The following is a 12926-nucleotide window of genomic DNA, read 5'->3' on the forward strand; positions in this document are numbered from 1 at the left end:
GAACCTACTGTGACTTTCTTTTCCATACAATTAGACTTTAATACTAATATATGTAAATCAATTTAACTCTTCCGAACACTTATGTTTTAAAAACCTGTCAGGTTTACAAACGTAAAGTAGGATTGATTACTTTGCGTGGGCTTCGACTCCGCTCAGCCTGACAAACTAAAGCAAACCAAAAACACAAACCAAACCAAAACAAACCAAAACAAAACAAAACAAACCAAAACAAACCCAAACAAGAAAAAAATCTGTTTTAATCCGCGTTTTCACGAAGTGAATCCGTGTCATCCGCGTATCATTTCACCACAATAACATTTAAAACGCAAAAGTAAACCCCAAATCCAAACAAGAAAAAAAATCCGTTTTTTAATCCGCGTTTTCACGAAGTGAATCCGTGTCATCCGCGTGCCATTCACCACAACAACATTTAAAACACAAACCACAACAAACCAAACAAGAAGAAAAATCCGTTTTTAATCCGCGTTTTCACAAAGTGAATCCGTGTCATCCGCGTGCCATTCACCACAACAACATTCAATTGGGAAAGTTTTTAATAATATCGTAATTTTGAACCTTTAAAAATTATAAAATTGAATCCAACAACCATAATTACCGATACACACACACATTTATATTCTGAAGAATTTGATCAGGATCGCGACGAAATGATACAGCGAGCCATAAATGCCGGAGTAACCCGTTTTTTTATTCCCGCAATTGATGCCGCTGCAACGCAATCAATGTATAATCTGGAACAAAATTATCCGGATAATGTATTCCTGATGATGGGTTTGCATCCCACTTATGTAAAAGATAATTATGAAGAAGAACTAAAACACGTTGAAACCGAACTGGCAAAAAGAAAGTTTTATGCCGTAGGCGAAATCGGGATCGATTTGTATTGGGATAAAACACATCTTAAAGAACAGCAAATTGCTTTTAGAAGACAAATTCAGTTAGCAAAACAATATAAATTACCAATCGTAATTCATTGTCGTGAAGCTTTTGATGAAATTTTTGAAATTCTCGAAGAAGAAAAATCTCCGGAATTATTCGGAATCTTTCATTGTTTTTCCGGAACACATGAACAAGCGCTTCAGGCGATTTCCTACAATATGAAGTTAGGAATTGGCGGAGTTGTAACGTTTAAAAACGGAAAAATCGATCAGTTTTTAAATCAGATAGATCTTGAAAATATTGTTTTAGAAACCGATTCACCTTATTTAGCGCCAATTCCGTATCGCGGAAAACGCAATGAAAGCAGCTATTTAGTAAATGTTATTAGTAAATTAGCTGATATTTATGATGTTTCTGAAGAAGAAATAGCAGCAAAAACGACTCAGAATTCTAAAGACGTTTTTGGGATTTAACCCGTACCTTACAATAGTTTGATTTTTTTTTTGTTCTTTTGCCCACTAAAATAGATATTTAATGCAGAAATTTGATGCCATTCGACCGTTTTATGATTCCGAAATAAATGAAGCACTTCATGGTGTTGTCAATCATCCGATGATGAAAGCCATGATGAATTTTACTTTTCCAGAATTAGAAGATGATGCTTGGAAAGATCAATTGAAAAAAACACATTCTATTCGTGATTTTCAATGTAATTTCATCTATAATACTATTCAAAAAGTACTCGATAAAAGCTCTGAAGGACTTACAACTTCAGGTTTTGAGAAACTGGAAAAAAACACTTCTTATTTATTTGTTTCTAATCACAGAGACATTCTTTTAGATACAACCTTATTAAATGTTTGCCTTTTTGAACATGGTTTAGTCATGACAGCATCGGCAATTGGAGATAATCTGGTTCAGAAAGCATTCTTGAGTACTTTGGCAAAACTAAACAGAAACTTTTTGGTTTTGAGAGGTTTAACGCCTCGTGAAATGTTGCAGAGTTCTAAATTATTATCAGAATATATAGGACAATTATTGCTTCGCGAAAATCGTTCGGTTTGGATCGCACAAAGAGAAGGACGTACAAAAGACGGAAACGACGAAACCAATCCCGGAGTTTTAAAAATGATAGGAATGGGTTCTGACGAAGCCAATTTGATGGATTATTTTAAGAAATTAAAAGTTGTTCCGGTTTCTATTTCATACGAATACGATCCTACAGATGTTTTGAAAATGCCACAATTAATGGCCGAAGCAAACAACGAAGTTTATATTAAGGAAAAAAACGAAGATTTCATGACCATTTTAAGTGGTATTATGGGAACTAAAAAAAGAATACACATTTCTGTAGGAGATGTTCTTGATACTGAAATTGATCAGATTGTGGCTGAAAATGACAACACAAACAAACAAATTCAGGCTTTGGCACAAGTAATTGACGATTCTATTTTGAAGAATTATCATTTATGGCCAACTAATTTTATTGCTTACGATATTATAAACGGAACAGATAAATTTGCTCATTTATATAAGGAAAATGAAAAATCATTATTTGAGCGTCGTTTAGAAATGCGTATTGGCAGTACCGAAAACCCGATTGCAAGACAAGGATTTTTAGCAATGTACGCGAATCCTGTAGTCAATAAATTAAAATACCAGGATGTCGTCTAAAGCTAAAATATTACTGATTTATACTGGTGGAACCATTGGTATGAGTAAGGATTTTGCAACAGGTGCGCTTAAAGCATTCAATTTTGGAAAATTATTGCAAAATATTCCTGAAATCAAACAATTAGATTGTGAGATTGAAACAGTTTCATTTGAAGATCCTATAGATTCCTCAAATATGAATCCCGCAGAATGGACAAAAATTGCAGAAATCATCGAGGAAAATTATGCTTCTTTTGACGGATTTGTAGTACTTCACGGTTCAGATACAATGTCATATTCGGCTTCAGCATTGAGTTTTATGCTGGAAAATTTAGCAAAACCGGTTGTGTTTACAGGATCACAATTGCCAATAGGTGATTTACGTACCGATGCTAAAGAAAATCTTATTACAGCAATTCAGATTGCTTCGTTACAAGAAAACGGAAAACCGGTAATCACCGAAGTTTGTCTGTATTTTGAATATAAATTATACCGCGGAAATAGAACTTCGAAAGTAAATGCAGAACATTTTAAAGCATTTACAGCGCCAAATTATCCTGAATTGGTAGAATCCGGCGTTCATCTTAAATTAAATTCACATTTATTTCTTCCTGTAAATAAAGATGCAAAACTGATTGTCCATAAAAACTTAGACAATCATGTGGCGATTATAAAAATGTTTCCGGGAATGAGCGAAATTGTTTTGTCTTCGATTTTGGCAATTAAAGATTTAAAAGGAATTGTTCTTGAAACTTACGGATCAGGAAATGCACCAACCGAAGAGTGGTTTTTGAATTTGATTCAAAAAGCAATTCAATCCGGATTACACATTGTCAACGTAACGCAATGTTCAGCAGGAAGCGTAAATATGGGACAATACGAAACAAGTACGGCATTAAAATCTCTTGGCGTTATCTCAGGAAAAGACATTACTACCGAAGCCGCCATTACAAAACTAATGTACTTATTAGGCCATAATATCCCAAAAGAGGATTTCAAAACTATCTTTGAAACAGCTTTACGCGGGGAAATTTCCCTTTAGATTTTCATCATATAAGTGGTTTTTTTACCATATAAGTGATATAAGTTCATTTTAATTAAAAGTGAATTTTCAAGCTTTTTCTGAATTGTCTCCTGCTTTAGCTGGAGGAAATTGAGAAAAGAAAGATGATTGGCTTTAACCGAAATGCAGTTTGGCTAAAGCCAATGTTATCGCTATAAATACAAACATCCAGCTAAAGCTGGAGGCAATTCAATCCCCAATATTTTACAAAGAGTTCCAGCGGAACAAATCATATTGTAGAGATGGATTTTAATCCATCATTCCTAATTTTGTCATTTCGACGCAAGGAGAAATCACACTAGAAATCCGACAAAGATTGATGCTTTTAGGAACGGAGTTTCTAGTGTGATTTCTCGTTCCTCGAAATGACAAAGCATGCGAAAAAAGGAAAGCTTTTTTATTTAAACAAACTATTTCTCGGCAATTACATAGAGTTCCAGAGGAACAAATCATATTGTGAAGATTGATTTTAATCCATCATTCATAGTTTTGTCATTTCGACGCAAGGAGAAATCACACACGAAATTCGACAAAGATTGATACTTTTAGGAACGGAGTTTCTTGTGTGATTTCTCCTTGCGTCGAAATGACAAGCTTGCGAATAAAATGAGACTTAACCCCGAACTTTTTAAACTTTCCGCTTATAATTTCTTATATAACTTACCTGATTTAAACTTTAAATTTTAGAGTTTCTATAAGTAACTTCACAAGTTTCTAAATCTTGTTCAACAACTTTATGGCTTTTATAATACACATAAACAATTACCGAAATTATACAAATAACTCCCTGAATTGCAACCGTATTTCTGGTTCCTATAATATGAGAAACGTACCCAATAATCAAACTTCCCACAGGAATCATTCCCTGATATGCCATTAAATAATAACTAATACTTCTGGATCGCATATTCACAATACTTTGCGTTTGAACGTAAATATTGATTGATGATGTTTGCGCCATCATTCCCACACCGCTCAAAGCCATGCAAATAAGCGCAACGGTTAAGCTATTTGAGTAAGCAAGTATAATGATGCTAAAACCTAATAATAAGCTGGCAGCGATCATTATTTTACCCATATTATCAGATTTTTTAAGATTCGCCAGATAAATAGCCGACAAAATAGAACCAATTCCGGCAGCACTTTCAAACCAACTGAAAGTCTGGGCATTTCCGCTAAAAATATCTTTCGCAAAAACGGGCATGAGAGTATTAAATGAAATCACGAATAAACTACTGCACATTAACATTAAAAGCATTTTTGCCATTTCGGTTTCTTTTTTAACGTAATCTAAACCTTCGATAAAATCTTCTAACATTTTAAATTTATCAGTTGTTTTAATATGTGGCGTAATTTTCATCATCAACAAAGAAACTAAAACCGGAATGTAGCTTAAAAAATTCCCGATAAAACAAATGTCTTCACCGTAATTGTGCAGAATAATTCCGGCAAGAGCGGGACCGGCAATTCGGGCAAAATTGTTTAGAGTTGAGTTTAAAGCTACGGCGTTTGGTAAATCTTCTTTATTATCCACAATATCAATCATCATGGTTTGACGACACGTCATATCAAATGAATTGATAACTCCCTGAATAAGGCTTAAAGCCAAAATAAAATTGATATTGTATATTTTTAAGTAAATCAGCAAAGCCAAAGCACCAGCCTGAAGCATTGCCAATGATTGTAATAAAATCATGGCGCGGTGTTTATCATAACGCCCAATAATACTTCCTGCCAAAGGCGCAAGAAAAAGTGACGGAATCATACTTAAAAAAGTGGTTAATCCCAATAAAAAAACCGAACCAGTCACGCTATATACCATCCAACTTACGGCTGTTTTTTGAAGCCAGGTTCCAACTACAGAAACAGATTGTCCGTAAAAAAATAATTTGAAGTTTTTTGATCTTAACGCTTTAAACATGATTCCTAATATTTTTTACAAAGTTCGGAATTATGATTTCATTAGAAAAATTAATAATTTTACTGATTATAAGTAGTTAAACTAATCAATATGGAAATTTATCAATTACAATATTTTATTAAAACTGCTGAGGTACTTCATTTTACTAAAGCTGCCGAATTGTGTTTTGTAACGCAATCCGGCTTATCGCAACAAATGAAAAAGCTGGAAGAAGAACTCGGAATGCCTTTATTTATAAAGATTGGAAAGAAAGTGCAACTTACCGAAGCCGGATCTGTTTTCCTCATTCACGCCAAACAAATCATCGAAAATGTACAAAGTGGCAAACAGGCAATCGACGATTTGAACGAAATGATTGGCGGTGAATTGCGAATAGGAGTAACCTATATTTTCGGACTTTTGGTATTGCCAATTGTAAACATGTTTGCTAAAACATATCCAAATTTGAGAATTGTTGTAGAATATGGTTCAACAGAACCTCTGGAAACTAAATTATTGAATAACGAATTAGATTTGGTTTTGGTAATTTCATCCAAAGAGATAAAAGAAACCATTCAGAAGATACCGTTATTTACTTCAAATCTGGTTATGGCAGTTTCAAAAACACATCCTTTAGCTGTTTTGGATAAAATTTCGTTTAAAAAAATAGGAGATTATCCGCTCATATTACCCGTAAGAGGATTTAGTTCCAGAGAATTTCTTGATGAATTGTTTTTAAAAAATAACATGAAACCTAAAGTTTCAATTGAATTAAATGCGGTTCATGCCCTTTTACAATTGGTAGAAGAAAGTAATTGGGTTACAATTGTAACCGAGAAAGCACTAAAAGGCTGGGATAATTTAAAAGCAATCGCAATTACCGGAGTTCCCACGCAAAGAGAATCGTTTATGTTAACGATCGAAGGAGCCTATCAAAAAAAAGCAGTAAAACTATTTATGGAAGAATTTAGAAAAAGCATGTAAATAAAAGTTTGCCACGAATTTCCCGAATTTCCACGAATAAATATTAATCTGTTGCTGTTCATAAAAAATTAATGAAAATTAGTGGAATTCGTGGCGAAAAATAAAATTTACCAATACAATCAAAACTCTTCTAAAGTAATGCCTGATTTGTTTTTCTAAGTCAGTTTTTTTTATGTTATTTGCAAACCCAATTTAGAGAGGTGTCCGAGTGGTTGAAGGAGCTAGCCTGGAAAGCTAGTATATGGGTAACTGTATCGTGGGTTCGAATCCCATCCTCTCTGCAAAAAATATTCATTATGAAACCTGTAATTCGTTTTACGGGTTTTTTTATGCTAATTAAAAAAATACAATTGTAAATGAAAAAAGCTGTTTTGTTAGTAATCTTAGTATTAAGTTTAAATATGAATGCCCAAAACGCAAGTGTTGAAAAATCTATTTTTAGTGTACAAACCGGATTTATTGGTTTGTGGATAAACAATGAGAGCAGACTTGCAAATAGTTTAGCCTTAAGAAGCGAGATTGGAATCGAACATGATATTACTGTTGGGGATCAATATGAAGGAGCGGGATTTATTTTTCAGCCGGTTTTGACATTAGAACCTAAATTTTACTACAATTTAAATAAACGTAGTCAAAACGGAAAAAAAATAACGAATAATAGTGGAAATTATGTTTCATTAAAAACAAGTTATCATCCGGATTGGTTTGTGTTGAATTTGGATGATGATATCACTAAAACAGCTGATTTGTCTATTATTCCTACTTGGGGATTTAAACGCCAGATTGGAAATCATTTTACCTATGAAGGAGGCGCAGGTTTTGGTTACAGAATAGTATATCTGAAACCAAATTATTATAATGGGAATTATCATAATGCAGACGGTAACTCTACAAATAGAAATCAATATACACCTTATTTCCATATTAGAATGGGATATACTTTTTAGAAAACAAGCCTTTTGTAAAATTCACAAAAGGCTTTTTTATTTTATACGACCGGAATATAAATATCAAATTTAGCTCCCTGACCAAGTTTGCCGGTTGCTTTAATAATTCCGTTGTGGTTTTCTACAATTTTTTTCACAATCGCCAGACCAATTCCTGTTCCCTTATAATCAGCTTTATTGTTAAGTTGCTGAAACATTTCAAAAACCCGACTTTCAAATTGAGCATCAAATCCAATACCATTATCACTAATTGTAAGATGACAATAATCTGCGGATGACGGAAGGTTTTTTGTTTTAGGTTTAGTATAAATGCTTTTTATAGCAATGCGCGGACTTTCGCCTTTTTTTGAAAACTTTAAAGAATTGCTTAATAAATTATGGACAAGTTGCTCAAACTGTGACGAAATTACATAAGCTTTGCAATCTCCGGAAATTTCGATAATTGCATTTCTTAATTTTATTTCTTCCTTTAAATTGTCTAATACATTAATAATAATCTCATTAAGGCTTACGTTTTCAAATTTCTTTTCTGTTACACTTGTTCTGGAATAATTCAATAAATCATTTATAAGTGCCTGCATATGTGAAGCCGAAACTTCTACACGTTCAAAATAATATTTTCCTTTTTCGGTTAAATTATGATGTTCATCTGTTAATATTCGGTCTGAAAAAACCTGTATTTTCCGTAAAGGTTCCTGAAGATGGTGACTTGAAATATAAGTAAAAGCTTCAAGTTCATTGTTTGCGAGAATTAATTCGGCAGCACGTTTTTCTTTTTCATTGTTCTGAAAAGTAAGTTCAGTGTTTGCGATAAGAAGTTCAGCAGCACGATCTTCTTTTTCATTATTTTGATATTCCAGCTCCATATTAGCGATAACCAGTTCGGCAGCGCGTTTTTCTTTTTCCTTATTCTGAAAAGTCAGTTCTTTATTCGCAATAACAAGTTCTGAGGCTCGATCTTCCTTTTCCTGATTTTGATATGCCAGTTCTGTATTTGCAATCACCAATTCGGCAGCACGTTTTTCTTTTTCATTATTTTGAAAAGTAAGTTCAGCATTTGCTATCAAAAGTTCCGCCGCACGATCTTCTTTTTCATTATTTTGATATTCCAGCTCCATATTAGCGATAACCAATTCGGCAGCGCGTTTTTCTTTTTCTTTATTTTGAAAAGTCAGTTCTTTGTTGGCAATAACAAGTTCAGATGCACGATCTTCCTTTTCCTGATTCTGATATGCAAGTTCTGTATTTGCGATTACCAATTCGGCAGCGCGTTTTTCTTTTTCTTTATTCTGAAAAGTCAGTTCTTTGTTGGCAATAACAAGTTCAGATGCACGATCTTCTTTTTCCTGATTTTGGTACGCCAATTCTGTATTTGCGACAACCAGTTCGGCAGCACGTTTTTCTTTTTCTTTATTTTGAAAGATAAGTTCAGAATTCGCAATACTTAATTCGTCGGCACGTTTTTCTTTTTCCTTGTTTTGAAAAGCAAGTTCGTGATTCGCAATAACAAGTTCAACGGCACGATCTTCTTTCTCCTGATTTTGATACGCCAATTCTGTATTTGCGACAACCAATTCGGCAGCACGTTTTTCTTTTTCTTTATTTTGAAAAATAAGTTCAGAATTTGCAACGCTTAATTCGTCGGCACGTTTTTCTTTTTCCTTGTTTTGAAAAGCAAGTTCGTGATTCGCAATAACAAGTTCAGCGGCACGATCTTCTTTTTCCTGATTTTGATATGCAAGTTCTGTATTTGCAACAACTAATTCGGCAGCACGTTTTTCCTTTTCTTTATTTTGAAAAGCAAGCTCCTTATTAGCAATAATTAGTTCTGCAGCACGTTTTTTTCGGACTTCAATTTGCTCTGCAAGTCTTTTATTAACAAGTAGCAATTCATCGTTATGATTTGCTTTATTCCGTTCAGGAAAAGTATTTGAATCAAGCGGAATAATCTTTTTTTCACTCATGTTTTCGCACGCATTTATCCAAATATAAACTAACTGAATCGAATGTCTAAATTTTAAATATAATAACTGAATTTATAATTATAAAATAACGGAAATGCTCAAAGTTTAATAACAAATTAATTAAGTTTTTTCTTATATTTTATTTTGGTTTTAAATAAAGAAAACCCTTTGTGATAAAATTTACACAAAGGGTTTATTATTTTTTTAGATTGAAATTATAACTAAATTTTAATCTCAAACAAACTAAAAGAACCTTCTTTGTAATGTTCCGGTAATTCGCTTGTCCACTCAATAGTGCTGATTCCTTTATAGTCAAAACCACAACTTGTATAGTATTTGTTTATTCTTTCGTTTCCGCTATGTGTATCAAGTCTAATGTATTCTTTACCATTTTCTTTGGCGTAAGTTTTAGCCCATTCAACGATTTTTTTGACATAGGATTGTCCTCGAAATTTTGGATTTGTAGCAATTCTATGAAGATATATCGACGGGTCTTTACTTGCTTCTTTCCAGATAATTAAATCATCAAAAGTAAGTACAAAGGTGCACGCAACTTCATTTCCTTCTTTGATTATAAAATGACGGTTTTCTGCGATTTCTTTTTCTATAAGTTCTCTTTCAAAACCTCTCCAGCTTTTGTTATTGACTGTTTTTTGATAAGATGTAGCTTCGTTATAAATATCGAAAACAGCATCGATATCCTCATTTGTAGTTTTAAAAAATTCCATTATTGGGTTGTATTCTGTAGATTAATCAATTATGTAAAGATAAATTTTCATTGGCTTAAAGTCATAAAAATTCTTGGTTTTAACTTTTTTTATCAGAATCTAACCAAACTACATTTTGTTCAGATTCGTGATTTTGACCAATAATATCGCGATACAATTCTGGTCTTCTTGCTTTTATGTAGCGATTTCCTCCAGCCTGAATATTTTTTTCGGGATTAATTATTGCTGTTGCAAAAGAGTCGTCGAAAGAACGGCATTCGGCTATAATATCTCCAAAAGGATCAACAATCATAGAACAGCCATTTTTTAATTGATCATCATCCATACCAATTGGGTTTGAAAATATCGCATAAATTGCATTATCATAAGCTCTTGCGGGCAACCATTTCATAAGCCAGTCGCGGCCTTTCATTCCGTCAAATTCCAGTCGTAAAGAAGTTGGGTCAGTTTCGCGGTTTTCCCAAAGTTGAGGCGCAACAAAACCAGCCCCAGGTCGGGTCGAAGGCGTACACATTGTTACATGTGGCATGAAAATAATATCAGCTCCCAAAAGTTTTGTAGCTCTGACATTTTCAATAATATTATTGTCGTAGCAAATTAAAATTCCGCATTTCCAGCCTTTGATTTCAAAAAGACAATAGCGATCTCCAGGCGTTAAATATGGATTTATAAACGGATGAAGCTTTCTGTATTTTGCAACCAATCCATTTTTGTCTACACAAACATAAGCTTTAAATAAATTATCATTTTCATCTTTTTCAAAAAGACCTGCTAATATGATAATATCATTGGTTTTAGCAATTTCAATAAGTTTTAAAATGCTTTTTCCTGTCGGAATTATTTCTGCTAAATCTAACATTTGTTCTTTCGATAAATTTCTGGCAAATGTATATCCGATAGTTGAACATTCATGAAACGAAATTACGTCGCAGCCTTCGCTTGATGCTTTTTGCGAAAGCTTTTCTATTACAGATAAATTATAGATTTTATCGCCACTTTTATTTTCGAACTGAGAAGTGGCTATTTTTAGATTTTTCATATTTTAAGCTATTAATTTAGGTCAAAAATAGCGTTCGAAATATTCTATAAATTGTATAAAACCGACATTTTAAAATGTATCAGGAAATGTTTTGATCAAATTATTGGCCAATTTTCCTGTACTGTATAAATATTCTCTTGGAGATATTCCGGTATGTTTCCTGAATTCTTTTATCAAATGAGATTGATCTGAAAATCCTGCATCATATGAAATTGTGGTCAAATTAGTTTCATCAGATTTATCTTTTAATAATTTTAGAAAATAATGCAGCCTTATAACGTTGCCAAATTTCTTCGGATTTAATCCGATGCATTCTTTAAATTTTCGCTCAAGATGCCTTTCAGTGTAGCCGGTATATTCAACCAGTTGTTTTACAGAGAAAAGTCCTTTATTCGCAATAATAAAATCCAGCGAACTGTTTATTAATAACTGATTTGGAATCGATTTTTCGTTTACAATCTTTCTAAAGAAATGATTCAATACTTCAATTTTCCCGTAATTATTATTTTCAGATAATTGTTCCTGAAGCAAAATGCCTTTCTGACCAAATATTTCATCAATATTAATAATAGAATCCTGAAATTCATTGGCGGGAATTCCTAATAGTTGGTGTATTCCATTTGGCTGAAAAACAACAATTACTAAAGCAATTTCATTATCAGAATAAATGTCTTTGAAGCCATTAAGTTGTCCGTATAAAAACGAACTTGGTAAATAATTTTTTACTTTATAATCGTTGATATCTGAAATAAGTTTACTTTTTAAAGAAAATACAACGCCGGTATTACCATCAGAAAATAACCGAAGTTTCTGGATATCAGTTGCCGCATTATCTAAAAAAAGATAATGTTTAATGTAAGATGATAATTCCTTTGGTGGTGAAACTTGCATGATTTAATTCCTTATTTCTATAAAATCTTAATCCTGTATAGCAATTTTTACTTTTGGTAAAATACGATCTGTAAACAAAGTATAAGCTGCTGCCGATGGATGCAAACCATCACCTGCGACTAAACCCGGATTTTCAATTCCTTTTTGTGTAATATCAGTAATTGAAACAAAAACTACTCCATTTGCTTTGCAATAATTTTCGGCAAACATATTATATTGGCTAATTTCGGTTGAAATTCTTGTTCCCTGACCCTGCATTTGAATTGTTCCAAAAGGCGTATAAGCATAATCTGGAATTGAAATAACGATTACATTTTTTTTGTCGCCTTTTGCCAGAGTAATTGCTTTGTTTACTAATTGTGGAAACTCATTTTCATAAATAGAAAAATCCTTTCCCTGATATTGATTGTTTACGCCAATTAAAAGGGTAACTAAATCATAGTTAGCATCTAAATTCTGATTATTTATTGCCGAAATTAAATTAGTCGTTGTCCATCCTGTAGTTGCAATTACTTTTAATGAAAAGCTAGTTTGAGGATAAATTGCTTTTAGACTTGCTTTTAATTGTTCAGGATAACGACACGTTTCGCACACGCTTTGACCTATTGTATAACTATCTCCTAAAGCTAAATAATTGATGGTTTTTGAAATCGTGTTAGTAGGAACTTGTGTTACAGGAGGAATAATGGGATCTGGAGTAACCGCACTTTCTGACTTTGTTTCATCAGAGCTGCAACTCAAAAGGAATATGGAAAGAATAACAATAACTATTTGTTTGAAATGTGGGTTCATAATTTAAGTAAATTAAGTTTCGGTTCATTCTAAACAAATAGTTACGTTAAATAACTTATTTCGGT

Annotated in this window: 11 protein-coding genes and 1 tRNA gene; 6 read left to right on the forward strand and 6 right to left on the reverse strand. The window is 32.9% G+C overall.

The genetic code is table 11. From position 1 onward, the window contains the following. The first annotated feature begins 593 nt into the window (after positions 1–593). The 3 genes from ACHZDT_RS00685 (at position 594) to ACHZDT_RS00695 (ending at position 3595) form a co-directional block, all read left to right on the forward strand. The gene (locus ACHZDT_RS00685) at positions 594–1373 is read left to right on the forward strand and encodes a TatD family hydrolase (RefSeq protein WP_394772738.1); all 780 of its coding nucleotides are present in this window, start codon (positions 594–596) and stop codon (positions 1371–1373) included. 61 nt (positions 1374–1434) lie between these two features. Beyond that, entirely contained in the window at positions 1435–2574 is a 1140-nt protein-coding gene (locus tag ACHZDT_RS00690; protein ID WP_394772739.1) for a 1-acyl-sn-glycerol-3-phosphate acyltransferase, read from the forward strand. Next, complete coding sequence (locus ACHZDT_RS00695; RefSeq protein WP_394772741.1) at positions 2564–3595, forward strand: asparaginase; 1032 nt, start codon at positions 2564–2566, stop codon at positions 3593–3595. Before ACHZDT_RS00690 ends, ACHZDT_RS00695 begins: the two co-directional genes overlap by 11 nt. 697 nt (positions 3596–4292) lie before the next feature. Here ACHZDT_RS00695 and ACHZDT_RS00700 read toward each other — a convergent pair. Next, on the reverse strand, positions 4293–5537 hold the full coding sequence (locus tag ACHZDT_RS00700) for an MFS transporter (protein WP_394772742.1): 1245 nt from the start codon (positions 5535–5537) through the stop codon (positions 4293–4295). 90 nt (positions 5538–5627) lie between these two features. Here ACHZDT_RS00700 and ACHZDT_RS00705 point away from each other — a divergent pair, with 90 nt between their 5' ends. The 3 genes from ACHZDT_RS00705 to ACHZDT_RS00715 all read left to right on the forward strand — a co-directional run bounded on the left by ACHZDT_RS00705 (position 5628) and on the right by ACHZDT_RS00715 (position 7447). Then, positions 5628–6500: a LysR substrate-binding domain-containing protein gene (locus tag ACHZDT_RS00705; protein WP_394772743.1), complete on the forward strand. Its 873-nt coding sequence runs from the start codon at positions 5628–5630 to the stop codon at positions 6498–6500. A gap of 194 nt (positions 6501–6694) precedes the next feature. Further along, a tRNA-Ser gene (locus ACHZDT_RS00710) sits at positions 6695–6781 on the forward strand. A gap of 75 nt (positions 6782–6856) precedes the next feature. Continuing rightward, positions 6857–7447 (forward strand): hypothetical protein, encoded by a 591-nt coding sequence (locus ACHZDT_RS00715; RefSeq protein WP_394772744.1) that lies wholly within the window; start codon positions 6857–6859, stop codon positions 7445–7447. Between the two features lie 41 nt (positions 7448–7488). Here the strand turns inward: ACHZDT_RS00715 and ACHZDT_RS00720 are convergent, their stop codons facing one another. From ACHZDT_RS00720 to ACHZDT_RS00740, 5 genes are all read right to left on the reverse strand, one after another. After that, positions 7489–9411 (reverse strand): ATP-binding protein, encoded by a 1923-nt coding sequence (locus ACHZDT_RS00720; protein ID WP_394772745.1) that lies wholly within the window; start codon positions 9409–9411, stop codon positions 7489–7491. A 221-nt stretch (positions 9412–9632) separates the two neighbouring features. Next, positions 9633–10139: a GNAT family N-acetyltransferase gene (locus tag ACHZDT_RS00725; protein ID WP_394772746.1), complete on the reverse strand. Its 507-nt coding sequence runs from the start codon at positions 10137–10139 to the stop codon at positions 9633–9635. A 79-nt stretch (positions 10140–10218) separates the two neighbouring features. Next, the gene (locus ACHZDT_RS00730; RefSeq protein ID WP_394772747.1) at positions 10219–11178 is read right to left on the reverse strand and encodes a nitrilase family protein; all 960 of its coding nucleotides are present in this window, start codon (positions 11176–11178) and stop codon (positions 10219–10221) included. A gap of 69 nt (positions 11179–11247) precedes the next feature. Beyond that, positions 11248–12069 (reverse strand): helix-turn-helix domain-containing protein, encoded by an 822-nt coding sequence (locus ACHZDT_RS00735; RefSeq protein WP_394772748.1) that lies wholly within the window; start codon positions 12067–12069, stop codon positions 11248–11250. 27 nt (positions 12070–12096) lie between these two features. Beyond that, on the reverse strand, positions 12097–12861 hold the full coding sequence (locus ACHZDT_RS00740) for an SGNH/GDSL hydrolase family protein (RefSeq protein WP_394772749.1): 765 nt from the start codon (positions 12859–12861) through the stop codon (positions 12097–12099). Positions 12862–12926 lie beyond the last annotated feature (65 nt).

Source organism: Flavobacterium sp. (assembly GCF_043722275.1).
Classification (GTDB): Bacteria; Bacteroidota; Bacteroidia; order Flavobacteriales; family Flavobacteriaceae; genus Flavobacterium.

Coding starts and splice junctions, on each gene's coding strand:
- ACHZDT_RS00740 (WP_394772749.1), bottom strand. CDS start 12,861: ATGAACCCACATTTCAAACAAATAGTTATTGTTATTCTTTCCATATTC.
- ACHZDT_RS00705 (WP_394772743.1), top strand. CDS start 5,628: ATGGAAATTTATCAATTACAATATTTTATTAAAACTGCTGAGGTACTT.
- ACHZDT_RS00730 (WP_394772747.1), bottom strand. CDS start 11,178: ATGAAAAATCTAAAAATAGCCACTTCTCAGTTCGAAAATAAAAGTGGC.
- ACHZDT_RS00715 (WP_394772744.1), top strand. CDS start 6,857: ATGAAAAAAGCTGTTTTGTTAGTAATCTTAGTATTAAGTTTAAATATG.
- ACHZDT_RS00690 (WP_394772739.1), top strand. CDS start 1,435: ATGCAGAAATTTGATGCCATTCGACCGTTTTATGATTCCGAAATAAAT.
- ACHZDT_RS00720 (WP_394772745.1), bottom strand. CDS start 9,411: ATGAGTGAAAAAAAGATTATTCCGCTTGATTCAAATACTTTTCCTGAA.
- ACHZDT_RS00695 (WP_394772741.1), top strand. CDS start 2,564: ATGTCGTCTAAAGCTAAAATATTACTGATTTATACTGGTGGAACCATT.
- ACHZDT_RS00725 (WP_394772746.1), bottom strand. CDS start 10,139: ATGGAATTTTTTAAAACTACAAATGAGGATATCGATGCTGTTTTCGAT.
- ACHZDT_RS00700 (WP_394772742.1), bottom strand. CDS start 5,537: ATGTTTAAAGCGTTAAGATCAAAAAACTTCAAATTATTTTTTTACGGA.
- ACHZDT_RS00735 (WP_394772748.1), bottom strand. CDS start 12,069: ATGCAAGTTTCACCACCAAAGGAATTATCATCTTACATTAAACATTAT.